Raw genomic sequence first — 21,836 nt, forward strand, 5'->3', positions numbered from 1 at the left:
GGTCAGGGCCGTTCTGAGACTGCCGGCGCGTCCTCGTGCCGCGCCAGCATGATCCGCATCCGCAAAATTTCGGCTTCCTGGGCGCGGATGATCTCCTGCGCCAGGCCGCGCACGTCATCCGCCTCGCCCTCCTCCACGGCGATCCTGGCCATGGCGATCGCGCCTTCGTGGTGGGCGATCATGCCGCGCAGGAAGTCGATGTCGGCGTCGCCGGAGTAGTCGATGTTCATTGTCTGGTGCATGCGGTCGGCGGCCTCCCGATAGGCGCGGGTCGACGGCGTATCCGAGGGCGCGCCCTCGTGGCCGGCGTGCCCATCAATCGCTCGCGCCTCGACCGGCGGCGGGGCGGAGGCGTCGGGGGCGCCTCGACGGGACAGAATGCCGAAGGCGAAGGCGGCGACGGCGAGGAAGACCGCGATCACCGAGATCCAACCGGTGCGCTTCATGGCGTTTTCCTTTGAGTTTGAAAAAGGGTTTGGATCTCGTCGCCCCTCATGGCGGCGGACCGGGCTGGGTCGTCGCTTCGGGTCATACGTGCAGACCTCCGGCGTCACCGCAGGGCTCGAGCTCGGTCTGGACGGTCGTGTGATGCAGGTCGAAGCGCTCTTCGAGCATGTCGCCGACGGCCTGTCGGACAGCATCGGCGTCGGCGCCCTCCGACAGCACGACGTGAACCGTGCAGCTCGCCTGATCCGCGCCCGAAACCCAGACGTGGAGGTCGTGAAGGCTGGCGACCCCGGGGGTGGCGAGGATGGCGACCCGCACGTCCGACAGGGCCACGCCGCGCGGGGCGCCCTCCAGCAGAATGTGGGTGGTGTCGCGCAGCAGGATCCAGGTGCGGGGCAGGACCCACAGGCCGATGGCGATCGCGACGATCGGATCGACCCAGCGCCAGTCCGTCACGGTGATGACGACGGCGGCGACGAGGACGCCGAGCGAGCCGAGCATGTCCGCCCAGACCTCGAGATAGGCGCCCTTGACGTTGAGGCTGCGATCCTTGCCGCTCGACAGGATGCGCATGGAGATCAGATTGATCACCAGGCCGGCGGCGGCGACGATCAGCATGCCGATCGAGCCGACGGGCTCGGGATCCAGAATGCGCTTGATCCCCTCGTAGAGGACGTAACCGGCGACGACGAAGAGCAGCACGGCGTTGAACGCCGCCGCCAGGATCTCGAACCGCCTGTAGCCGAAGGTGCGTTTCTCATCCGCCGGCCGCTGGCCGATCTTGATCGCCAACAGCGCGATGGCGAGGGCCGCCGCGTCGGTGAACATATGCGCGGCGTCCGACAGCAGGGCGAGGCTGTTGAACACCAGGCCGCCGATGACCTCAACGATCAGGAAGGTCCCGGTCAGCGCCAGGGCGATGGTGAGCTGCCGGGCGTTGGCCCCGGCGGTGTGGTCGTGAGCGTGCCCGTTGGAATGGTCGTGGATGGTCATGAAGCGCGTTCCTGTGGGTGGTCGGAGGCGGCGTTGGCGTCGCGGAGAATCTCGACGCCGCCCTTGATCGCGATCGCCGCGACGAGAACGCCGACGACGAGGTCGGGCCAGGCCTGGTCGAGCCAGAGGACCAGACCGCCGGCGACGAGGATGCCGCCGTTGGACGCGAAGTCGTTGAAGCTGAAGGTCTCGGCCGCCTTCATGTTGACGTCGCCGCTGTGCTGGCGGCGGATGAGCTGCAGGCAGATCAGGTTGACGACGGCGGCGACCAGGGCGAGCGCCATCATGGTCGGACCGATCGGCTCGGTTCCGGTGATCACCCGGCGCACGGCGTCGACGAGGACGCCGACGGCGAAGACCAGCAACATGATCCCCGACGCCCTTGCGGCGCCCCGTTTCCAGGTCCCTGCCCGACCGATGGCCAAAAAGCTGATCAGATAGACCGCCGCGTCCGAGGCGTTATCCAGCGCATTGGCCAGCAAGGCGCTGGAATCGGCGGACACGCCGCCGATCCCGAGCGCCGCCGCCAGGCCGGCGTTGAGGCCGAGAACCGTCAGCAGCGTCCGGCGCTGCTGACGGTCATCCTGGGGCCGGGCCATCAGTCTTCGATCCCCTCGTCCTTGCGATGACGCACCGCCTTGGCCGCGAAGGTCGGGAGGACCAGCAGGGTCAGGGCGGTGGCGGTGATCAGGCCGCCGATGACGACGGTCGCCAGCGGCTTCTGAACCTCGGCCCCCGCGCCGTGAGCGATGGCCATCGGAATGAAGCCGACGATCGCCACCATGGCGGTAGTGAGCACCGCCCGCAGGCGGCTGGACGCACCCTCGATGGCCGCGTCACGGGGCGGCAATCCCGCCTGAAGCCGCTCGCGGATCGCCTGCATGAGCACCAGGCCGTTGAGCGTCGCCACGCCGGAGACGGCGATGAAACCGACAGCCGCCGAGACGGAGAACGGCATGCCGCGCAGGAGCAGCGCCAGCGCCCCGCCCACCAGGGCGAGCGGCACGCAGGCGAACACCAGACCCGCCTCGGCGAAGGAGCCCAGCGCCATGAACAGCAATACGCCGATCAGGACGAAGACGATCGGAATGACCAGGCCCAGCCGCTGCTCGGCGCGCTTGAGGTTCTCGAACTGGCCGCCCCAGTCCAGGCGAACGCCCGGGGGGAGCTGAACCTGATCCACCGACTTCTGGGCGTCGGTGACGAAGCCGCCCAGATCGCGACCGCGCACATTGGCCTGGACGACCATGCGGCGGCTGCCGTCGTTGCGGCTGATCTGGTTCGGTCCCTCGGCGCTCTGGATGCGCGCGACCGAGGACAGGGGCACGGTCACGCCGGTCGATGAAACGATCGGCAAGGCCGCCAGCGCCGCCGGATCGTTGCGCGCGTCGTCAGGGAGACGGACCACGACGTCGAAACGCCGGTCGCCCTCGAAGATGCGGCCGGCCTCGGCGCCGCCGATCGCGGCCGAAACCGCTTCGGAGACGTCGGCCGCCGACAGGCCGTAGTTGGCCGCGGCGAACCGGTCCACGCTGATCGTCAGGGTCGGCAGGCCGGACGCCTGCTCCACCCTCACGTCGGCCGCCCCGTTCGTCTGGCGCAGGGCGTTGGCCACCTGGTCGGCGACCCGCTGCATGGTGGCGAAGTCGTCGCCATAGACCATGACCGCCAGATCGGTCCGCACCCCCGAGATCAGCTCGTTGAAGCGGAGCTCGATCGGCTGGCTGAATTCGAAGTTGTTGCCGATCTGCCGCGACGCGACTTCCTCGAAGCGGGCGATCAGCTCCTCCTTCTCCAGACCCGGGTTGGGCCAGTCCTTGCGGTCCTTCAGAACGATGACGCTGTCGGAGATGTTGGGCGGCATGGGGTCCACAGCCGCTTCGGCGGTGCCGGTCCGCGAGAACATGGTCTCCACTTCCGGCTGGGCCTTGATCGCCCGCTCGATCGCCATCTGCATGGCGAGCGACTGCTCGAGCGAGGCTGACGGAACCCGCAGCGCCTGCATGGCGATGTCGCCTTCGTCCAGGGTCGGGATGAACTCCCGGCCGAGGGTGGTGAAGGTGATGCCGCCGATGACCAGGGCGCCGAGCGCGGAGAGCAGGACGATCTTCGGACGATCGACGGCCGTGCGAATGGCCGGAGCGATCCAGCGGCGCGCGTGGCGCAGCAGGAAGGTCTCGTGCTCGTGGGCATGGCCGTGTTCGTCGACCTCGACCTTCTTGGGATCCCGCACCAAGAGCGCCGTCATCGCCGGCACGAAGGTGAAGGAGAAGATGAAGGCGCCGACCAAGGCCAGCATAACCGTCGCGCCCATCGGGATGAAGGTCTTGCCTTCGACCCCTTCCAGCATCAGCAGGGGGGTGAAGACGAGCAGGATGATCAGCTGACCGAAGGCGGCCGGCTTGACCATCTGGCGCGCCGCCGCGGCGGCGACGCCGAGACGCTCGCGCCGCGTCAGCATGCGCCCGGCCTCCGCGCGCTTCTGACTGAGCATCAGCAGGGTGTTCTCGACAACGACCACGGCGCCGTCGACAAGCAGGCCGAAGTCCAGCGCGCCGAGGCTCATCAGATTGCCGCTGATGCCGAACCGGTTCATGCCGATGACGGCGAACAGGAAGCTGATCGGGATCATCAACGCCGTGATGCTCGCCGCCCGGATGTTGCCGAGCAGCAGGAAGAGCACGACGATGACCAGGAGCGCGCCTTCGGTCAGATTGCGCGCCACCGTGGCGATGGTCGAGTTCACCAGGGCGCTTCGGTCCAGCACCGTCACGGCCTCGATGCCGGGCGGCAGGGTCTTCTGCACCTCCTCGAGCCGATCGCCGGCGGCTTGGGCCACGGTGCGGCTGTTGCCGCCCGCGATCATCAGGGCGGTGCCGAGGACCGCTTCGTGTCCGTCGCGGCTGGCGCCGCCCAGACGCGGGGCCTGGCCGACCTCGACGGTGGCGACGTCGGCGACGCGGACCACAAGGCCGCTTCGATTGACGACAGGCGCCTGGGCGAGGTCCTCGACGGTCGAGGCCAGCGCGTCCGTGCGAACGGTCAGGGCCTCGCCCGCACGCTGCACATAGCCGGCCCCGGCCTGGGTGTTGGCCCGGTCGAGCGCCTGGATGAGGTCGCCCATGCCGAGCCCGTAGGCCGACAGACGCGCCGTATCCGGACGAACCGCGTATTCCTTCACATAACCGCCGACCGTATCCACGCCGGCCAGGCCGGGCGCCGTCCGCATCTGCGGAGCGATGATCCAGTCCTGCACGGTGCGCAGATAGGTGGCGCGCTGTTGCGGGGTGGTGAGGAGATCGCCTTCAGGCGTCAGATAGGCGCCGCCGGCCTGCCAGCCGGTCTGGCCCGGCCTGGCCAGGTTGGCGCTGTTGAACGGCTTGTAGTCCACCGTCCACATCAGCACCTCGCCCAGGCCGGTGGTGATGGGCGCCAGCGCCGGTTCGACGCCTTCGGGCATCGTCTCGCGCGCCTGCGCCAGTCGTTCGGCGACCTGCTGACGGGCGAAATAGATGTCCGTCTGGTCGGTGAAGATGACGGTCACCTGGCTGAAGCCGTTGCGGCTCAGCGACCGGGTCGAGGTCAGACCGGGGATGCCGGCCATGGCGGTCTCGATCGGATAGGTGACCTGACGTTCGATCTGTTCGGGGGCCAGGGCCGGGGCGACGGTGGTCACCTGCACCTGACGGTTGGTGATGTCCGGCACGGCGTCGATCGGCAACCGTGTCAGTTCGAGGAGGCCGTAGGCCGCGACGAGCGCCGTGGCCAGGACGATGAACCATCGGAATTTGACCGACAGCTCGATGATGAATTTGAACATTCGCGCGCCCCCTTAGTGGCCGTGCTCGGCCTCGCCCTTGGCGAGTTCGGCTTTGAGGAGGAAGGCGTTGGTTCCGGCGACCCGCTCGGACCCGTCGAGGCCGCGCAGGATCTCCGTGCGTCCCCCGGCCTGGCGACCGACGAGCACGGGACGGAGCTGGAAGCCGTTCGGGACCTGGATGAAAACGACGCTGGCGCCGTCGACGGTCTGGATGGCTTCCGTCGGCACGGTCAGGCCGCCGGCGGCTTCACCCGTTACGATCGCGCCGGTGACGGCGGAGCCGGCCGGCGGCAGGGTCGCTCCCGTCGGGCGCGCCCGGATCACGGTGGCGCCGCTTTCCGCGCCCGCCCCGGCGGCGACGCCGGTGACGACGGCGTCGAAATCGCCCGCGGGGCTGGAGACCCGCAAGGTCGATCCCGCGCGGACGAGCGCCGCAAGGTGCGGCGGCGCATTGAACACGAGTTCGACGCGGGCGGGGTTGGTCACCTCGGCGATCACGCCGCCCTGCGGGACGAAGCCGCCCGGGCCGACCTGAACGCTGGTGACCACGCCGGCGATCGGGCTGTTCACGCTCAGCCGTCCGGCGGCGTTGGGCGATCCGGCCGCGCTCGACCGCGCGCGGGCCGCTCGGGCCGCCGCCTCGGCGCTGAGCAGCTGCGCCCGGGACGCCTCGACCTCTTGCCGGGCGACGACGCCCTGGTCGGCGAGGTTGCTGTTGCGCTGATAGGCCTGGCGCGCGACTTCGGACTGGGCCGCGGCCGCGTCCGCGTCGGCGCGGAAGGTGGCCGCGTCGCCGCTCACGAGGCTGGCCAGGGGCTGGCCGATCCGAACGGACTGGCCGGGCGCCACCAGCACCCGTTCCACCCGTCCGCCGACAGACGCGGCGACGGCGGCGCGGGCGTCGATCATGGGTTCGACGCGACCGGAGAGCCGGGTCTCGGCGCCCCCGCCCCGACCGACGCCGACGACGACCAGATTGGCGGCTTGGGCCTGGGCGGCGCTGAGAGCGACGAAGCCCTCGGGCGCTTCGGCCTCGCCTTCGGCGTGACCGCCCTCCTCTTCGGCGTGACTGGCTTCGCCTTCAGCCGCCGCGCCTTCGGCGGCGGGCGGATCCGACCGTCCCATGGCGAGGTAAAGACCCCCGGCCCCGAGGATGACGAGGGCGGCGACCCCGCCGATCAGCAAGGTCTTGTTGGAAGTGCGCTTGCGCATCATTGGGCTCCTTGGAAGGGGGCGCGGCCGTCCTGGCGCGCGAGATCGATTTCCGCGCGGACCCGGGCGAGGCGGGCGTCCACGGCGGCGGTTCTGGCGTTGACCAGGGCGGTACGGGTCGCGCGAAGCTCGAGCTGCGAGATCCGGCCCGCCTCGAAGCCGATCCGCGAGAGGCGGTAGGCTTCTTCGGCGGAGGTCACCCCGGCGTCGGCGGCGTTGACGCGGCTCACCGAGGCGCGGAGGCGCGCCTGTGCTGCGGCCCGGTCCGCCTGGGCTTCCTGACGGGCGGTCATCAGCCGGGCGTCGGCCGCCCTGAAGTCCGCCTGGGCGGCTTCGATGTTGCCGCCGTTCCGATCGAACAGCGGCAGGGGCAGGCTGAGGCCGAAGGTCAGCGCCGTCGCGTCTTCCGCCTCGTAGCGGCGAAGTCCGACGCTGGCGCTGACGTCCGGTCGCGACCGCGTGCGTTCGACCGCGATGCGGCTTTCTGCGGCCGAGCGCTCAGCCTCGGCCACGCGCACGGTCGGCGTCTGGTCCGTCGGCGAAAGGGCGGTCGCCGGCGCGAGGTCCAGCAAGCTGACGTCGATGGTCGTCACCGGCTCGGCGAGCATGGCCACCGCCGTGAGCCGGGCGAAGGCCGCGTCCCGTTCGGCGATGGCTTCGTCGAGACCGGCGCGCGCGGCGGCGGCTTCGCTCTCGCCCTGGATGCCGCGCAGAAGCGGCTCGCGCCCCTCCTCCACCAGCACCAAGGCCGCGCGGGCGTCGGCGAGGGTGAGGCTCAGGTTCTCCTCGGCCAAGGTCGCGCGCCGCTCGGCCGCCTCGGCGTCGGCGTAGACCAGCGCCAACCGTCCGGCGGCGTCGACCACGGCCAGATCTCGTCGGAGCGAGGCGGTCCCGGCATCGGCGCGGGCCGCGTTGATGCGAGCCGTGCGTCGACCCCAGAGCTCAAGATCCTGAGTGATCGAGAGCGTGGTCTCGGCATTGCCGTAGCCAGAGAAGGGCCCGCTCCCGAACGCGTTCTCGGCATCGAGCGCGAGGGTCGGGTTGGGGCGGACACGCGCCTGGCGCGCCCGGGCTTCGGCGGCGTCCAGAAGTGCGCCGGCTTCCGTGGTGGCCGGGGTCTGGTCCAGCCGGGCGAGGAGCTCGGCGAACGAAGGCGCAGGGTCAGCCCACGCGGGGCTGGCCAGCACAGCCGCGATAGCGGCGAGCGCGCAGCCGACCGCGAAACGCGGCGGCCGGCGATATGAGGCAGGCATGATTCATCTTCCAGAGGGAGTGACACGAGAGAGCCCGCGCGGAAGCGCGGTCGTCGTGTCAGGCTCTGGGAGGGCGTTTCAGTCCGTCTGGCGCGATGGAGCCGAAGAGATCGCTCAGGGGCAAGGCGTGGAGCGGCCGGTCGAAGGCCTGCAGAGGCAGGTCTTCGCCGACCGCCGTGCGAGCGGCGGCGGTGTGATGGCAATGGCCGTGCGAGCAGATGCCGTGGTCCTTGCCGCCGGTGTGGTCGCCTTCGGCCGGATCGTGATCAACCAGGGCGTGGGCGGCGGGCGGTTCGGGCTGGCAGGTCGCTGCGTCAGCGATGGGCGCGACGAAGAAGGCGGCGGCGACGAAGGTCACCGCCAGAATCAACTTCGCCCATGTCACCATCGACCAGGTCATCGGCGGCTGCATACTTTCGTTCGCCCGTATCGGCAATCTGTTACAAAATACGCTGCTCCGGCCGCCCCGGCCTTGCGCGACGGGAACGCGCTCCGGCCCGCCCTGCTGCGACGACCGGTCACGCCGGATCGGGCCCGGCGGATCAAGCGCCCGCTCGAGGCAGGGCGGCGGACGAGCGAGCGTTCACGCGGGTCTCGACGAGCGCCTGACGGGTGATCGACCATGCGGATTGAAGGAAGATGAAGGCCAGCAGGGCGCCGGCGGCGAGATCCGGCCAGCGCGATCCCGTCAGCCAGACCAGACCGCCCGCCGCGGCGACGCCGAGGTTGTGGGCCAGGTCGTTGCGCGTACAGAGCCAGACCGATCGAACATTGGCGTCTCCGTCCCTGAAGCGCAGCAGCAGGGTGGCGGCGACCAGGTTTGCGGCGAAGCCGAACAGACCCAGGCCCGTGATCACGAAGCCCTCCGGCGCGGCCCCGGTCATGGCCCGCCAGACCGCGAAGCCGAGGACCGACAGCCCCAGCACGACCAGGCTGGCGCTCTTGGCGAGGGCTGCGCCGGCGCGGAGGCGCACCGAGCGGCCGATAACCCAAAGGCTCACGGCGTAGGTCACGCTGTCGGCGAGGAAGTCGAGGGCGTTGGCGGCGAGCGCGGCCGACCCCTGCGCGAGACTGCCGGCCAAGACCGCGACGAAGCCGACGAGGTTGATGACGATCACGGCCACCAGCACGCGGCGATAGGCCGGCGTGGAGCCGTCAAACTTCACATCGTGTCCGCAGCAGCCGGCGGCCGGGCGGCAGGCGGTCTCGCTCGTGTCCATGAAGACTGGTCTACATCCTCTAGTCACTAGAGGATCAAGCGCCTATTTTCAGCCGATGACGCTCACTCCCGCTCCGCATCTGACCATCGGCAAGCTCTCCGCCGCGACCGGCGTGAAGGTGCCGACCATCCGCTTCTATGAGCAGGCCGGGCTCCTGCCCGAGCCGCCGCGCACCGCCAGCGACCGTCGGCTCTACGACGAACCCGCACTACGCCGGCTCGGCTTTATCCGGCACGCCCGCCAGTTGGGCTTCGACCTCGACGCTATCCGCTCGCTCCTCGACCTTGCCGATCACCCCGACCGCCCCTGCAGTGACGCGAACGCCATCGCGGAACGGCATCTGGCCGATGTCACGGAGAAGATTCGGCAGTTACAGGCGCTCCAGACTGAACTTTCACGGATGACGGCCGACTGCGCCGGCGGCCGGGTTTCAGCCTGCAAGGTCATCGAAGTCCTTCAGGACCGAGACTGCCGACATTAAGCAGACCGACATTCAGGCGTTTGGTCGGGATTGGGGCGCAACCGCTATCGACGAGAGATCGGTCGCTGCGTCGATCGGAATTCCGACCGCCTTGCGCTCGGAATAGCGATCGACCAGCTGCGCGGCGTGAGGCCGGGACAGGATGGTGAAACGGACCAGCTCCTCCATCACATCGACGATGCGCTCATAGTAGGCGGACGGCTTCATTCGCCCGGCGTCGTCGAATTCCTGGAAGGCCTTGGCCACGCTCGACTGGTTGGGAATGGTGATCATCCGCATCCAGCGGCCGAGCAGCCGCAGGGTGTTGACGGCGTTGAAGCTCTGCGACCCGCCGGAGACCTGCATGACGGCCAGGGTCCGCCCTTGGGTCGGGCGCACGCCGCCCATGCTCAGGGGCAGATGATCGATCTGCAGCTTCATCAGGCCCGAGACCTGACCGTGCCGCTCCGGGCTGCACCAGACCATGCCTTCGGACCACAGGGCATGGTCGCGCAGTTCGCGCACCGCCGGGTGGTCATCGTCGCCCGGCGCCCCCGGAAGAGGCAGGTCCGACGGGTCGAAGATGCGGGTCTCGCATCCCATCCATTGCAGCAGGCGAGCCGCCTCCTCGACGCAGAACCTCGAGTAGGACCGTTCGCGCAGCGATCCGTAGAGGAGCAGGATCCGGGGTGGTTGGTCGTGCGGCCCCAGACCGCGGGCCGGATCGGCCGAGAGATAGGCCTTGTCCAAGGCCGGCAGGTGATCCGGATCGGGAAGCGGGCGCAGGCGGGCGAAGGCCATCAGAGGTCCTTGGTCAGATAGGCTGCCGACGCCGGGCAGAGTCCAGCGAACTCGCGGGTCCGTCGGATCGCCTCCGGCGCCGTCTGGCGGTTCGCCGCCCGGTAGCCGTGTCGGGCGAAGAAGGGCTCGGCCGCCGTGGTGAGCAGATGCAGGCGTGCGCCGCCCATGTCGCCGGCGATGATCTCGGCGGCGGCCAGCACCCGGGCTCCCAGGCCCCGCGCTTTCCGGTCGGCGAGGACGACCAGCGAGCGGACCAGCAGGTCGCGCCCCTCCCCTTCCAGTCCGACATAGCCGACGACGGCGCCGTGGTGATCGGCGCTGAAGTAGCGGCCGGCGTCGGGCGCGGGCAGGCCTTCGGCCCGCAGCGCGGCGATCAGGCCGGCGTCGGTCGGTTCGATCAGATAGAGGACCACCATCACCCGGCGTCCGCCGGCGGGACCGTTTCCGGGAACCACCGCCGGCCCATCCAGAGGGCGACCGACACCAGCAGGATCAGCACCGGCACCTCCACCAGCGGGCCGATGACAGCGGCGAAGGCGACCGGCGAGGCCAGGCCGAACGCCGCGATGGCGACCGCGATGGCCAGCTCGAAATTGTTGGAGGCCGCCGTGAAGGCCAGCGCCGTGGTGCGCGGGTAGTCGGCCTCGATCAGCTTGCCCATCAGGAAGCTGACGACGAACATGACGAGGAAGTAGATCGTCAGCGGAATGGCGATGCGCAGGGCATCCAGCGGCAGGGCCACGACCTCTCCACCCTTCAGGCTGAACATGGCCACGATGGTGAAGAGCAGCGCGATCAACGTAATCGGTCCGATGCGCGGCAGGAAACGACGCTCGTACCAACCGGCGCCCTTGCGGGCGATCAGGCAGCGGCGCGTCAAAAAGCCCGCCACGAACGGAACGCCGAGATAGACGAGCACGGCTCCGGCGATGGTCCAGACGCTGACGTCCACCACACTGCCCCGCAGGCCGAACAGCGGCGGCAGAACGGTGAGGAAGAGCCAAGCATAGAGGCTGAAGAACAGGATCTGGAAGATCGAGTTGAAGGCCACGAGACCGGCCACATACTGGTTGTCGCCTCGGGCCAACTGGTTCCAGACCAGCACCATGGCGATACAGCGCGCCAAGCCGATCAGGATCACGCCGGTCATATATTCCGGCTGATCGCGCAGGAAGATCGCCGCTAGAGCGAACATCAGCACCGGACCCAGAATCCAGTTGTGGACCAGCGACAGCGCGAGGACCCGCTTGTCGGCGAACACGCGCGGCAAGGCCTCATAGCGGACCTTGGCCAGCGGCGGGTACATCATCAGGATCAGGCCGATGGCGATCGGGATGTTGGTGGTACCGACCGAGAGGCTGTCGACCCAGGCGGGCAGGCCCGGCACCATGGTTCCGAGCAGAACGCCGACGGCCATGGCGGCGAAAATCCACACCGTCAGCCAGCGATCAAGGAACGACAGGCGGCGTGGCGACCTGGCGGGCGCTTCGGTCATCGTCCCACCCGCCGGCCGTCGGCGTCGATGACGACCTCTCCGTCTTCCTTGGTGAAGGGCTTCAGGTTCTCGACCGGCAGCAGGTCCAGCACGGCCTCCGACGGGCGGCAGAGACGAACCCCCAGGGGACCGACGACGATCGGACGGTTGAGCAGGATCGGATGGGCCTCGATCGCATCGAGCAGTTGCTCATCCGTCCGGTCGGGGTTCTCGAGACCCAGCTCGGCGAAGGGCGTGCCCTTCTCCCGCAGCAGGTCACGCAGCGGCGCGCCGGTCCGCCCGGCCAGCCAAGCGACCATGGCGCGCGACGGCGGCGTCTTCAGATACTCGATTACGTGAGGCTCGATCCCGACGTGCCGGATCAGCTCCAAGGCGTTGCGAGACGTCCCGCACGCGGGGTTGTGATAGATTACGATGTCCATGGCGTCCTCACGAGCAACAGGGCGCGAGGTCTGCCAACAGCGGCTCGCACAGGTCCGCCCTGCCCCCACAGCAGTCCTTGAGCAGGAACAGGACCAGGTCGCGAAGCCGGTCCAGGTCGGCCCGATAGATGATCGACCGGCTGCGACGTTCCGACTGGATCAGCCCCGCCCGGCTTAGGACGGCCAGATGGGACGAAAGCGTGTTGGCCGGGATGGCGAGGTGATTGGAGATGTCACCGGCCGGCAGGCCCTCCGGTTCGTGACGGACCAGGAGACGAAACGCCTCCAACCGGGTCGACTGCGCCAGGGCAGCGAGAGCGAGAATCGAGGCTTCGGCTTCCATAGTTCCGCATTAGTCGAAATATGGAAGTATTCAAGCCGCTGACGCCAGGGGATGCGCAAGCCTACGGTGGAGAGGATACGGCTAGGCCTGTCGCAATCTTTCGGGTTCGATTCTCCCAGCAAAGCGGAGATTTCGATGGCCCAGGCCAGCCCACCCCTACGCCGCACGATCAAGAAACCTGAACTGCACCAGATGGTGCCGCTCGCCGACAGCACCATCTGGGAGATGGAGCGCCGGGGCGAGTTTCCGAAGCGGTTCCTTCTGACGCCCCGCTGCGTGGTCTGGGACCTGGCCGAGGTCGAGGCGTGGCTCGAGCGGCGCCGCAACCAGCCGATCCGCCGCGCCCCGCCGCCCGATGTCCGCCGACGCGTCAGCCGACCCGTCAGAACTTTGGATCGAAGCGAGGTCCCTCTCCCTCCGGCACACTGAGCACCGGCGTGAACGTCCGCCCGGCCTCCCAGGCCTCGACCGCGTCCGACCACTGCTGCGCCATATGCCGTCGCTGCATCTCGAACTCCGCCTTGTTGTAGACCCCGCGCGACGACCGCTCCTCGTGAGCCAAGCCCTTTTCGATCCAGTCCGAGTTGAACCCCATCTCGTGCAACAGGGTCGAAGCCGTCCGTCGCAGGTCGTGCACGGTGAACGGCTCCAAAGGCAGTCCCCGCTTCTTCGCCAGCGCGGCGATGGCGGAGGTCACGCGATTGAAGGTCGCCCGCGACATCGGCGCGTCCGCGTCGTAGCGCGACGGCAGGATGTATTTGGAGTTCCCCGCGCAGGTCTTCAGGGCGATCAGGATGTCGAGCATCTGGGTCGACAGATAGACGTTGTGGGGCCGGGAGCGCTTCATCCGCGCCGCCGGGATCGACCAGACGGCGTTCTCGAAATCCACTTCTGGCCAGACGCCATCCTGCAGTTCGCTCTTTCGCACCATGCTGAGCAGGATGAACTTCAGCCCGAGCCGGATGGTCGGCAGGGTCGCCACCTCTCCGAGAAGCCCCAGCATGATGCGGATCTCGCTCGGCGACAGGCTGCGGTCTCGCGGCCGGAAGGTCGCGATCGACGCCGGCCCGACGCCGTCGGCCGGATTGTCGATCTTCTCGCCGTGCAGAATCGCCCAGGCGTAGATCTGTTTGACGATGTCGCGCACATGGATCGCCGTCGCCGGCGCGCCGCGGTCCACGATGGTCTTGCAGTGCGCCCGGATGTCGTCGGGAGTGATCTCGCTAAGCAGGCGGTTTCGCCACTGCGGCAGCACCTCGCGATTGAAGATCGACCGGCGCATGTTCCGTGTGCTGTCCGCCATCGGTGCGGTGTCCATCCAACGCTGGGCGACATGCTCGAAGCTGCGCGCCTCTTTCAGACGACGCTTGGCGCGCTGCTTCTCCAGGGCGGGCGACACGCCGTCCGCGATGGTCCGCTTGATCTCGAACAGACGTTCCCGCGCCTGCGAGAGGCTCAGACCGCCCCGTCCGTAGCGCCCCAGGGTGAGCGTCTCTCGCCGACCGTTGAAGCGATAGTCGTAGCGGAACGAGATCGCTCCCCCGGGCGAGATGTAGGCGTACAAGCCGTCCCTGTCGGTACTCTTGTAAGGCTTTGATTTAGGCTTCAAATTCTTCAGAGCGGCATCGGTAAGCACGGTAAAACCTCCTCGCACCGGACAGGCCCGGAAATCGGCGGTTCGAGGTCGATATTTTCTCGCCTTTTCAGCGTCTTGCTTGAAAAGAATACCGTCAACGGCTCGCCGTGGCCCAGACGGTATGAGCCGGAATCCATGGGAGCAACGGAGCGCGATACCGTCAGACAGGTCGGCATCACGAAAAAAAGACCCTCCGAAAGGCTCCGAAGGGTCTCGACAGAATTCACTTTCGCGTCAGCAACTTACAGCCCATTTCGGAAGCGTTCTCGAAAGCTCCCGAAAGGCCCGAATTATTCCCACTCGATCGTCCCCGGCGGCTTCGACGTCACGTCATAGACCACCCGGTTGACCCCGCGGACCTCGTTGATGATGCGGGTGGCGGTCTTGGCCAGGACGTCCCATGGGAATTGGTAGAAGTCGGCGGTCATGCCGTCGGTCGAAGAGACGGCGCGCAGGGCCAGGACTTTTTCATAGGTGCGGGCGTCGCCCATGACGCCGACGGTCTTGACCGGCAGCAGGACGGCGAAGGCCTGCCAGATGCTGTCATAGAGGCCGGCCTTGCGGATCTCGTCCAGATAGATGGCGTCGGCCTGTTGCAGGGTCTCGACGGCCTCGGGCGTAATCTCGCCGGGGATGCGGATGGCCAGGCCCGGCCCCGGGAAGGGGTGACGACCGACGAAGGCGTCGCTCAGACCCAGCTCGCGACCCAGGGCGCGGACCTCGTCCTTGAACAGTTCGCGCAGGGGCTCGACGAGTTTGAGCTTCATATAGTCGGGCAAGCCCCCGACATTGTGGTGGCTCTTGATCACGTGGGCCTTGCCGCTGGACGAGGAGACGCTCTCGATCACGTCGGGGTAGAGGGTGCCCTGGGCGAGGAATTCGGCGCCCTCGATCTTGGCGGACTCGCGGTCGAACACCTCGATGAACAGGCGCCCGATCGTCTTGCGCTTGGTCTCCGGATCGGAAATCCCGGCCAGCTCGCCCAGGAATTCCTTGGACGCGTCCACATGGATCAGCGGGATATTGTAGTGCTCGCGGAACAGGGTGGTGACCTGGGTCGCCTCGTCCTTGCGCAGCAGGCCGGTATCGACGAAGACGCAGGTCAGCTGATCGCCGATGGCCTCGTGGATCAGCACGGCTGCGACCGAACTGTCGACGCCGCCCGACAGGCCGCAGATCACCTTGGCGTCGCCGACCTGTTCGCGAATCTGGGCGATCTTCTCGTCGCGATAGGCGGCCATGGTCCAGTCGCCCTTCAGCCCGGCGATGCCGTGGGTGAAGTTCTTCAGCATCTGGTGGCCGCGCGGGGTGTGCATCACCTCAGGGTGGAACTGCACGCCGTAGAAGCGGCGGGTCTCGTCGGCGATCACCGCATAGGGCGAACCGGCCGAGGAGGCGACGACGTCGAAGCCTTCGGGGATGGCGACGATCTTGTCGCCGTGGCTCATCCAGACCGTCTCCTCTTCGCCGACCGGGGCCAGGTCAGCCAGCAGGGGCGAGGCCTTCTCGACGGTGATCTCGGCGCGGCCGAACTCGCGGGTGTGGCCGCCCTCGACCTTGCCGCCCAGTTGTTCACACATGGTCATCTCGCCGTAGCAGATGCCCAGCACCGGCACCCCGGCCTCGAACACGGCCTGGGGCGCGCGGGGGCTGCCCTCTTCGTGCACGCTCTCGGGACCGCCCGACAGGATGATGGCCGCAGGGTTCATGGCGGCCAGGGCGGCCTCGGCCTTCTGGAACGGATGGATCTCGCAATAGACGCTGGCCTCGCGCAGGCGGCGCGCGATCAGCTGCGTCACCTGGCTGCCGAAGTCGACGATGAGGACCTTCTGGTGGTCTTGAGGCGTGGTCATGGCGTGATCGAATCCGGGGAGAGTTGCGCGGGGTCTTGGCCTTGTGCGGCCGGGATTTCAAGGGCGGGAACTTCAAGAGCGGCGGGGCCGTCGGCCTCCAGCACGGCGCTCAGACGGTCCAGGGCGGCCGCCAGGTTCTCGTCCACATGATGCAGGGTGGAGGTCCAGTCCTCCAGCGCCTTCAGCTCGGCGCGGCCGTCCGACACGCCGCGCAGGGCGATCAGAGGCACACCGAAGGTCTGGGCAGACCGGACCAGGGCCCAGGTCTCCATGTCCACCATCTCGGCCTCTATGGCGTCATAGGCGGCGCCGGAGACGACATTGGCGCCGGTCGACAGGGTCGCGGTCGGCACGCCGGGGATGGGGCACGGCAGGGCCAGGATCGCGGGCTGGTCCAGCAGCGGCGTCACGCCTTTGGGGAAACCCAGGGCGCTGGCGTCCATGTCGCGATAGGCGACCGACGCGGCCTGATAGACGGCGGCGTGGTCCAGCACCCGCGAGCCGCACGACCCCAGCGACACGATCAGGTCCGGCAGGTCGCCCGCCGCCTCCAACCGCGCCAGGGCGGCGGTCAGGGCGACGGCGGCCTCGACCGGGCCGACGCCGGTCATCAGGGGCTGGATGCGGGCGCGCAGATGGTCGCCGTACTCGGCGGGCGCAGCCATGACGTAAAGGACCGAAACCGCTCCGTGCCGCGCCAGCCCAGCCCCCATCAGGCGGCGCGCTGATAGACGGCGGCGAAGAAGCCGTCGGTGTCGGCCGTGGCCGGGGATAGGCGCAGACGCGCGCCGGGCGCCAGTTCGGCGAACCTGGCCCGCGCCGCCTCGGTCAGTTGCGGGGCCGACAGGACATAGGCGACGGCCACCGGGCGGAAATCGGGGTTGGCGGCCTCGAAGGCGTCGGCGCTGGCCTCGTTCTCGCGCGCCAGCATCGAACAGGTGACATAGACCAGACGCCCGCCCGGCTTCACAAGCTTGGTCGCCTGGCTCAGGATACGGACCTGAAGCGCGTGCAGCTTTTCGACCTCTTCACCCGTCAGACGCCAGGCGTCCTCCGGCCGACGCCGCCAGGTGCCCGAACCCGAGCAGGGCGCATCGACGAAGACCAGATCGGCCTGGCCGTTGACGGCTTCCAGTCCGCCGCCGTTCTGGCCAATCAGCACCAGCTCAGCCTCGACGCCCGCGCGTTGCAGGCGGGGGCGGATGTTCTCCAGCCGCTTGTTGACGACGTCGGAGGCGATCAGCTTGCCTTGCCCCGTCATGGCCTGGGCCAGACCCAGCGTCTTGCCGCCGCCGCCGGCGCAATAGTCCACGACGGTCGCGCCCGGTTCGGCGCCCGCCAGCCAGCAGACGACCTGGCTGCCTTCGTCCTGGATCTCGAACTTGCCGGCCTTGAACCCGTCCAGGGCCTGGATGTTGGGCGGCGGCTCCGACGGCACGCGCAGGCCCAGAACCGACCAGGGGGTGCGCGAAACCGCCAGACCGGCGTCACGCAGTTCGGCCTCGACCGCGTCAACCGTGGCGGCCGCATCATTGACCCGTAGGTCGATGGGCGCGCGCGGCGCCATCAGGGCGTGGGCTTCCTCGGCCCAACGGTCGCCGAAGGTGGCCTTGAAATCCTCGACCACGAACTCGGGCAGGCCCGCCGCGACCCAGCCGGGCAGCTCCCCCTGCCCCGCCGTGATCCGGCTGCGTTCCTGCTTCGACAGGGGCCGAGGGCCATAGCCGTCGCCCGCGTGCAGGGTCTCGATCTCTTCCAACGAAAGACCGTCGATGGCGTGCAGCGACCCGATCACCAGGGCCCGGCCGTCCTCGCGGCCGCCCATGATCCACGACAGTCGGCCCCGCACCCGCAGCACCTTGTAGACCCGGTCGGCGATGGCGCGCCGGTCCTTGGACCCGGCGTAGCGGTTGGCGGTCCCCCAGGCTTTCAGGACGGTTTCCGCCGGCTGGCGGCCCTGGGCGATGGAGTCCAGGACAGAGGCGGCGGCGGCGAGGCGGGCGGCTGGGGTCAATGCGGGCTTTCAGATCAAAGGAACAGGGAGGCCAGGACCATGACCAGTCCCGCGAGCGAGACCAGCCAGACCAGCGACCGGATATAGGGAACGCCAAAGGCGTAGAACGGCACATAGACCACGCGCGCCCAGAAATAGAGGGCCGCGCCCCACACGGTCAGAGCGCCGGACGCCCCGATGACATGGGCGATCAGCACCGCGCCGATGAACAGCGGCAGGGTTTCATACAGGTTGGCCTGGGCGCGCTCTAGACGGCCGGTCAGCGGTCGAACCGATGTCGGCGTCTGGTCGCGCGCCCCTGCATTCCATTTCGAGCCGAACTCGACCGTCCGCGCCCCGGCCGGCAGGAAGATCTGCACCAGCGCCAGAACCAGCGTCAGCGCCAGATAGGTCAGTTCGGTCGTCATGGCCCTTATCCCTGTCTGTAGTTCGGCGCCTCGCGCGTGATCATCACGTCGTGGACGTGGCTCTCCCGCAGCCCCGCGCCGGTGATGCGCACGAACCGGGCGCGCTCCTGGAAGTCGGCGATGGTGCCGGCGCCCACATAGCCCATAGAGGCGCGCAGCCCCCCGACCATCTGATGCAGGACCGGCGAGATCGGCCCCTTGTACGGCGTCTGGCCCTCGATACCCTCGGGCACCAGCTTCTCGGACGAGACTTCCTTCTGGAAGTAGCGGTCCGCCGAGCCGCGTGCCATGGCGCCCACCGACCCCATGCCGCGATACGACTTGTAGGACCGGCCCTGGTACAGGAAGACCTCGCCGGGGCTTTCGTCGGTGCCGGCGAACATCGAGCCCATCATGGCCACGTTCGCCCCGGCCGCGATGGCCTTGGCCAGGTCGCCCGAATATTTGATCCCGCCGTCGGCGATGACCGAGGCGCCCGTGCCGCGCGCGGCCCGTGCGGAGTCCATCACCGCCGTCAGTTGCGGCACGCCCACGCCCGCGACGATGCGGGTGGTGCAGATGGAGCCGGGGCCGATGCCGACCTTGACCGCATCCGCGCCCGCGTCGATCAGGGCCCGCGTCGCATCGTAGGTGGCGACATTGCCGGCGATGATCTGCAGCCGGTTGTTCTCGCGCTTGATCCGCTCGACCACCGCCGCCACCGAGGCCGAGTGCCCATGGGCGGTGTCGATCACCACCACGTCCACGCCCGCATCGGCCAGGGCCATGGCCCGCTCGTAGCCGGCGTCGCCGACGGTCGATGCGGCGCCGACCAGCAGACGACCCTGCTCGTCCTTGGCCGCATGGGGGAAGGCCTGGGCCTTCTCGATGTCCTTCATGGTGATCAGGCCGACGGCCCGATAATCCTCGTCCACCACGATGACCCGTTCGATCTTGCGGGTCTTCAGCAGGTCGCGCGCCTCTTCACGGCTCGCGCCCTCGCGCACCGTGATCAGGTCGCCCGTGGTCATCAGCGAGGCGGCCGTAAGGCTCAGATCGCTTTCGAACCGCATGTCCCGGTGGGTCAGCATCCCGACCAGCTTCCCAGTCGCCGGATCGACCACCGGGAAGCCGGTGATCTTCTTGGCGGCGACGATCTCGCGAACCTCGCCCAGGGTCGTCTGCGGACCGACGGTCACGGGGTTGACCACCATGCCGCTCTCATAACGCTTCACGGCGCGGACCTGATCGGCCTGCTCCTCGATGGTCATGTTGCGGTGAAGCACGCCCAGGCCGCCGGACTGGGCCATGGCGATGGCCAGGCGGCTTTCCGTCACTGTGTCCATCGCGGACGACAGCAGCGGGATGTTCAGTTTGATGTCGCGTGTCAGCTGGGTCGAGACATCGACCATCGCCGGCATGAACTCGGACGGGCCGGGTTCGAGCAAAACATCGTCGAAGGTCAGTCCTTCGCGTATCTCCATAGGGAGTCTCCGTTTTGCGGGCCGCGTATAACGGGGTGCGGGGGGCTACGGCAAGGGTCTTGCGGCTTATGGACCCAATAGATTTTATTGGTTTGCAACCGAGACGGCCAATGACCATTCTTGCAGCATGGTCGGCGTCATCCTCAGCACAGCGCGCAAACTGGCTCTGAAGATCGCCAGCTACGGCGTCATGCACCTTGTCGTCGCCATCCTGGTGGCCTTCGCCATCACGCGTGACTGGCGCATCGCCCTGGCCGTCGGCATGGTCGAACCCTTCTTCCAGACCATCGCCTATTCGATCCACGACCGCGTCTGGCACCGGATCGAACGCCGCCGTATGGCCTCCAACATCGAAGAAGCGGCCGAGGCCTTCACCGCCCGGCTCGACATCATGTCGCCGGACGAACAAACCCGCGTCCACGACCACCATGGGCATGGCCACAGCCACGCCCTGCCCCGTCCGCTGAAACAGGTGGCGGTCAAGACCGTCACCTACGGCGTCATGCATTTCACCGTCGCCGTGGCCGTCGCCTTCGCCCTGACCCAGGACATCCGCACAGCCCTGGCCATCGGCGTGATCGAACCCCTGGTCCAGACGGTCTTCTTCACCGTCCACGACCGTATCTGGTCGCGGATAGAGGAACGCCGCGCCGGCCGGCAACCGGCGACGGCTTAAGCCTCGGCGGCGCGATTGCCGCCGCCCGCCTATCGCTTGTTCAGCGCCACCAGAAAGACCTCGGCGCTATCTTTCCGGCTGGACGCCGGCTTGACGTATTTGACCGTCTCAAACTCTTCGCGCAGCCGCGCCAGAACCCCGCCGGCGTCGCCGCCCTGGAAATTCTTGGAGACGAAATTCCCGCCCGGCCGCAGGGTGCGGATGGCGAAGTCGGCGGCGATCTCGATCAGGGCGATGATCTTCAGGTGGTCGGTCTGGCGATGGCCGACCGTATTGTGCGCCATGTCCGACAGCACCAGGTCCGGCGCCCCGCCGATGGCGTCGATCAGCTGCTGATCCACGCCCGGATGGGTGAAGTCGGCCTGCAACAGGGTCGAACCGGGGATCGGCTCGATCATCAGCAGGTCCACGCCCGCCACCGCCCCGGCCCCGCGATTGACCGCCACCTGGATCCAGCCGCCCGGCGCCGCGCCCAGGTCGATGACCTTCGAGCCACGCTTGATCAGATGAAACCGGTCGTCGATCTCGATCAGCTTGAACGCCGCGCGCGAGCGCCAGCCTTCGGCCCGCGCCTTCTCGGACCATTTGTCGGACAGCTGGCGCTTGATCCACTGTTGGCTCGACATCGACTTGGTGTCGGCCGTCTTCATTTTCGTGCCCATGCCGCGTCCGGCGGCGGTTCCGCCCGTGGGCGGCCTCACCATTCGGCGACGTTCCTGCGGCTTTTCATCTTCACTCATCGTTCCCACATAGCCCCGACCGACGTTGCGGGCTATGTCCCGCCTCAAATCAACCACCAAGAGGACGACCGAAATGGCCGAAACCCTGACCTTCACCCTGGACACCGGCGACGGCGAAGCCCGCGACGTGGTCATCAAGCTGCGCTCCGACCTGGCTCCCGGCCACGTCGAACGCATCACCGAACTGGCCTCGGAAGGTTTCTATGACGGCGTCGTCTTCCACCGCGTGATCGCCGGCTTCATGGCCCAGGGCGGCGACCCGACCGGCACCGGCACCTCGGGCTCCAAGAAGCCGAACCTGAAGGCCGAGTTCTCGGCCGAGCCGCACAAGCGCGGCGTCTGCTCGATGGCCCGCACCTCGGACCCGAACAGCGCCAACTCGCAGTTCTTCATCTGCCTGGACGACGCGACCTTCCTGGACCGCCAGTACACGGTCTGGGGCGAAGTCGAATCCGGCATGGAACACGTCGACGCCCTGCCGAAGGGCGAGCCGCCGCGCGCGCCGGGCAAGATCGTCAAAGCGACGGTCAACTAACTCAACAACCTTGACGTTTCTCGCAGATCGTGTCGGTTGCATATCG

At 68.2% G+C, this 21,836-nt stretch carries 24 protein-coding genes; 4 read left to right on the forward strand and 20 right to left on the reverse strand.

Annotated elements, in window-relative coordinates; translation table 11 throughout:
- Positions 1–2 precede the first annotated feature (2 nt).
- The 8 genes from copM to PKE72_RS03840 form a co-directional block, all read right to left on the reverse strand.
- Positions 3–446, reverse strand: a complete 444-nt coding sequence (gene copM / locus PKE72_RS03805) for a CopM family metallochaperone (RefSeq protein ID WP_271164069.1) — start codon at positions 444–446, stop codon at positions 3–5.
- Positions 447–528: 82 nt separating this feature from the next.
- The gene (locus tag PKE72_RS03810; protein WP_271164070.1) at positions 529–1,440 is read right to left on the reverse strand and encodes a cation diffusion facilitator family transporter; all 912 of its coding nucleotides are present in this window, start codon (positions 1,438–1,440) and stop codon (positions 529–531) included.
- The gene (locus tag PKE72_RS03815; protein WP_017505580.1) at positions 1,437–2,039 is read right to left on the reverse strand and encodes a cation efflux transmembrane domain-containing protein; all 603 of its coding nucleotides are present in this window, start codon (positions 2,037–2,039) and stop codon (positions 1,437–1,439) included. The genes PKE72_RS03810 and PKE72_RS03815 overlap by 4 nt, the downstream gene beginning before the upstream one ends.
- Positions 2,039–5,260, reverse strand: coding sequence for an efflux RND transporter permease subunit (locus PKE72_RS03820; protein WP_271164071.1), 3,222 nt, complete (start codon positions 5,258–5,260; stop codon positions 2,039–2,041). Before PKE72_RS03820 ends, PKE72_RS03815 begins: the two co-directional genes overlap by 1 nt.
- 12 nt (positions 5,261–5,272) lie before the next feature.
- On the reverse strand, positions 5,273–6,472 hold the full coding sequence (locus PKE72_RS03825) for an efflux RND transporter periplasmic adaptor subunit (protein WP_017505582.1): 1,200 nt from the start codon (positions 6,470–6,472) through the stop codon (positions 5,273–5,275).
- Positions 6,472–7,725, reverse strand: a complete 1,254-nt coding sequence (locus PKE72_RS03830; RefSeq protein ID WP_271164072.1) for a TolC family protein — start codon at positions 7,723–7,725, stop codon at positions 6,472–6,474. Before PKE72_RS03830 ends, PKE72_RS03825 begins: the two co-directional genes overlap by 1 nt.
- A 58-nt stretch (positions 7,726–7,783) precedes the next feature.
- A complete protein-coding gene (locus PKE72_RS03835; RefSeq protein ID WP_017505584.1) occupies positions 7,784–8,137 on the reverse strand; it encodes a hypothetical protein in 354 nt (117 codons plus the stop codon).
- 130 nt (positions 8,138–8,267) lie between these two features.
- Positions 8,268–8,945, reverse strand: a complete 678-nt coding sequence (locus PKE72_RS03840; RefSeq protein WP_271164073.1) for a cation efflux transmembrane domain-containing protein — start codon at positions 8,943–8,945, stop codon at positions 8,268–8,270.
- 55 nt (positions 8,946–9,000) lie between these two features.
- On the opposite strand from PKE72_RS03840, the gene PKE72_RS03845 reads away from it, so the two are divergent.
- The gene (locus PKE72_RS03845; protein ID WP_219895950.1) at positions 9,001–9,426 is read left to right on the forward strand and encodes a MerR family transcriptional regulator; all 426 of its coding nucleotides are present in this window, start codon (positions 9,001–9,003) and stop codon (positions 9,424–9,426) included.
- A gap of 12 nt (positions 9,427–9,438) precedes the next feature.
- Here the strand turns inward: PKE72_RS03845 and arsH are convergent, their stop codons facing one another.
- From arsH to PKE72_RS03870, 5 genes are read right to left on the reverse strand one after another with little or no spacing between them, the layout of a single operon-like run.
- A complete protein-coding gene (arsH, locus tag PKE72_RS03850) occupies positions 9,439–10,206 on the reverse strand; it encodes an arsenical resistance protein ArsH (RefSeq protein ID WP_055808170.1) in 768 nt (255 codons plus the stop codon).
- Positions 10,206–10,622 (reverse strand): GNAT family N-acetyltransferase, encoded by a 417-nt coding sequence (locus PKE72_RS03855; RefSeq protein WP_219895951.1) that lies wholly within the window; start codon positions 10,620–10,622, stop codon positions 10,206–10,208. The genes arsH and PKE72_RS03855 overlap by 1 nt, the downstream gene beginning before the upstream one ends.
- Positions 10,622–11,701 (reverse strand): ACR3 family arsenite efflux transporter, encoded by a 1,080-nt coding sequence (arsB, locus tag PKE72_RS03860; RefSeq protein WP_271164074.1) that lies wholly within the window; start codon positions 11,699–11,701, stop codon positions 10,622–10,624. The genes PKE72_RS03855 and arsB overlap by 1 nt, the downstream gene beginning before the upstream one ends.
- Positions 11,698–12,123, reverse strand: coding sequence for an arsenate reductase (glutaredoxin) (gene arsC, locus PKE72_RS03865; protein WP_017505589.1), 426 nt, complete (start codon positions 12,121–12,123; stop codon positions 11,698–11,700). Before arsC ends, arsB begins: the two co-directional genes overlap by 4 nt.
- A 7-nt stretch (positions 12,124–12,130) precedes the next feature.
- Positions 12,131–12,466 carry an ArsR/SmtB family transcription factor gene (locus PKE72_RS03870; protein ID WP_017505590.1) on the reverse strand — a complete coding sequence of 112 codons (336 nt, stop codon included), beginning with the start codon at positions 12,464–12,466 and terminating at the stop codon, positions 12,131–12,133.
- 135 nt (positions 12,467–12,601) lie between these two features.
- On the opposite strand from PKE72_RS03870, the gene PKE72_RS03875 reads away from it, so the two are divergent.
- On the forward strand, positions 12,602–12,895 hold the full coding sequence (locus tag PKE72_RS03875) for a helix-turn-helix transcriptional regulator (RefSeq protein ID WP_081600486.1): 294 nt from the start codon (positions 12,602–12,604) through the stop codon (positions 12,893–12,895).
- Here the strand turns inward: PKE72_RS03875 and PKE72_RS03880 are convergent.
- The 6 genes from PKE72_RS03880 to guaB all read right to left on the reverse strand — a co-directional run bounded on the left by PKE72_RS03880 (position 12,849) and on the right by guaB (position 19,839).
- Positions 12,849–14,102, reverse strand: coding sequence for a tyrosine-type recombinase/integrase (locus PKE72_RS03880; protein ID WP_055808164.1), 1,254 nt, complete (start codon positions 14,100–14,102; stop codon positions 12,849–12,851). The two genes, PKE72_RS03875 and PKE72_RS03880, sit on opposite strands and share 47 nt — an antisense overlap.
- Before the next feature lie 290 nt (positions 14,103–14,392).
- The gene (gene guaA, locus PKE72_RS03885) at positions 14,393–15,955 is read right to left on the reverse strand and encodes a glutamine-hydrolyzing GMP synthase (protein ID WP_271164075.1); all 1,563 of its coding nucleotides are present in this window, start codon (positions 15,953–15,955) and stop codon (positions 14,393–14,395) included.
- Complete coding sequence (locus PKE72_RS03890; protein WP_271164076.1) at positions 15,952–16,668, reverse strand: 5'-methylthioadenosine/S-adenosylhomocysteine nucleosidase; 717 nt, start codon at positions 16,666–16,668, stop codon at positions 15,952–15,954. The genes guaA and PKE72_RS03890 overlap by 4 nt, the downstream gene beginning before the upstream one ends.
- On the reverse strand, positions 16,668–17,969 hold the full coding sequence (locus PKE72_RS03895) for an RsmB/NOP family class I SAM-dependent RNA methyltransferase (protein WP_271164077.1): 1,302 nt from the start codon (positions 17,967–17,969) through the stop codon (positions 16,668–16,670). Before PKE72_RS03895 ends, PKE72_RS03890 begins: the two co-directional genes overlap by 1 nt.
- A gap of 14 nt (positions 17,970–17,983) precedes the next feature.
- On the reverse strand, positions 17,984–18,376 hold the full coding sequence (locus PKE72_RS03900) for an MAPEG family protein (RefSeq protein WP_271164078.1): 393 nt from the start codon (positions 18,374–18,376) through the stop codon (positions 17,984–17,986).
- A gap of 5 nt (positions 18,377–18,381) precedes the next feature.
- Complete coding sequence (gene guaB, locus PKE72_RS03905; protein ID WP_271164079.1) at positions 18,382–19,839, reverse strand: IMP dehydrogenase; 1,458 nt, start codon at positions 19,837–19,839, stop codon at positions 18,382–18,384.
- A 127-nt stretch (positions 19,840–19,966) separates the two neighbouring features.
- On the opposite strand from guaB, the gene PKE72_RS03910 reads away from it, so the two are divergent.
- Positions 19,967–20,515, forward strand: a complete 549-nt coding sequence (locus PKE72_RS03910; RefSeq protein ID WP_271164080.1) for a DUF2061 domain-containing protein — start codon at positions 19,967–19,969, stop codon at positions 20,513–20,515.
- Between the two features lie 29 nt (positions 20,516–20,544).
- Here the strand turns inward: PKE72_RS03910 and PKE72_RS03915 are convergent, their stop codons facing one another.
- Positions 20,545–21,255 (reverse strand): RlmE family RNA methyltransferase, encoded by a 711-nt coding sequence (locus tag PKE72_RS03915; protein WP_271164081.1) that lies wholly within the window; start codon positions 21,253–21,255, stop codon positions 20,545–20,547.
- A 73-nt stretch (positions 21,256–21,328) separates the two neighbouring features.
- Between PKE72_RS03915 and PKE72_RS03920 the strand changes: the two genes are divergently transcribed.
- Complete coding sequence (locus tag PKE72_RS03920) at positions 21,329–21,790, forward strand: peptidylprolyl isomerase (RefSeq protein ID WP_135193159.1); 462 nt, start codon at positions 21,329–21,331, stop codon at positions 21,788–21,790.
- Positions 21,791–21,836 lie beyond the last annotated feature (46 nt).

This window comes from Brevundimonas intermedia (assembly GCF_027922165.1).
Taxonomy (GTDB): domain Bacteria; phylum Pseudomonadota; class Alphaproteobacteria; order Caulobacterales; family Caulobacteraceae; genus Brevundimonas; species Brevundimonas intermedia.

Bases quoted from the DNA above. Each gene is read 5' to 3' on its own strand.
- PKE72_RS03890 (WP_271164076.1), bottom strand. From the start codon at position 16,668: ATGGGGGCTGGGCTGGCGCGGCACGGAGCGGTTTCGGTCCTTTACGTC.
- guaB (WP_271164079.1), bottom strand. From the start codon at position 19,839: ATGGAGATACGCGAAGGACTGACCTTCGACGATGTTTTGCTCGAACCC.
- PKE72_RS03810 (WP_271164070.1), bottom strand. From the start codon at position 1,440: ATGACCATCCACGACCATTCCAACGGGCACGCTCACGACCACACCGCC.
- PKE72_RS03910 (WP_271164080.1), top strand. From the start codon at position 19,967: ATGGTCGGCGTCATCCTCAGCACAGCGCGCAAACTGGCTCTGAAGATC.
- PKE72_RS03815 (WP_017505580.1), bottom strand. From the start codon at position 2,039: ATGGCCCGGCCCCAGGATGACCGTCAGCAGCGCCGGACGCTGCTGACG.
- PKE72_RS03900 (WP_271164078.1), bottom strand. From the start codon at position 18,376: ATGACGACCGAACTGACCTATCTGGCGCTGACGCTGGTTCTGGCGCTG.
- PKE72_RS03855 (WP_219895951.1), bottom strand. From the start codon at position 10,622: ATGGTGGTCCTCTATCTGATCGAACCGACCGACGCCGGCCTGATCGCC.
- PKE72_RS03870 (WP_017505590.1), bottom strand. From the start codon at position 12,466: ATGGAAGCCGAAGCCTCGATTCTCGCTCTCGCTGCCCTGGCGCAGTCG.
- PKE72_RS03875 (WP_081600486.1), top strand. From the start codon at position 12,602: ATGGCCCAGGCCAGCCCACCCCTACGCCGCACGATCAAGAAACCTGAA.
- PKE72_RS03840 (WP_271164073.1), bottom strand. From the start codon at position 8,945: ATGGACACGAGCGAGACCGCCTGCCGCCCGGCCGCCGGCTGCTGCGGA.
- PKE72_RS03820 (WP_271164071.1), bottom strand. From the start codon at position 5,260: ATGTTCAAATTCATCATCGAGCTGTCGGTCAAATTCCGATGGTTCATC.
- PKE72_RS03845 (WP_219895950.1), top strand. From the start codon at position 9,001: ATGACGCTCACTCCCGCTCCGCATCTGACCATCGGCAAGCTCTCCGCC.
- arsC (WP_017505589.1), bottom strand. From the start codon at position 12,123: ATGGACATCGTAATCTATCACAACCCCGCGTGCGGGACGTCTCGCAAC.
- PKE72_RS03835 (WP_017505584.1), bottom strand. From the start codon at position 8,137: ATGCAGCCGCCGATGACCTGGTCGATGGTGACATGGGCGAAGTTGATT.
- arsB (WP_271164074.1), bottom strand. From the start codon at position 11,701: ATGACCGAAGCGCCCGCCAGGTCGCCACGCCGCCTGTCGTTCCTTGAT.
- PKE72_RS03825 (WP_017505582.1), bottom strand. From the start codon at position 6,472: ATGCGCAAGCGCACTTCCAACAAGACCTTGCTGATCGGCGGGGTCGCC.
- guaA (WP_271164075.1), bottom strand. From the start codon at position 15,955: ATGACCACGCCTCAAGACCACCAGAAGGTCCTCATCGTCGACTTCGGC.
- arsH (WP_055808170.1), bottom strand. From the start codon at position 10,206: ATGGCCTTCGCCCGCCTGCGCCCGCTTCCCGATCCGGATCACCTGCCG.
- PKE72_RS03830 (WP_271164072.1), bottom strand. From the start codon at position 7,725: ATGCCTGCCTCATATCGCCGGCCGCCGCGTTTCGCGGTCGGCTGCGCG.
- copM (WP_271164069.1), bottom strand. From the start codon at position 446: ATGAAGCGCACCGGTTGGATCTCGGTGATCGCGGTCTTCCTCGCCGTC.
- PKE72_RS03915 (WP_271164081.1), bottom strand. From the start codon at position 21,255: ATGAGTGAAGATGAAAAGCCGCAGGAACGTCGCCGAATGGTGAGGCCG.
- PKE72_RS03920 (WP_135193159.1), top strand. From the start codon at position 21,329: ATGGCCGAAACCCTGACCTTCACCCTGGACACCGGCGACGGCGAAGCC.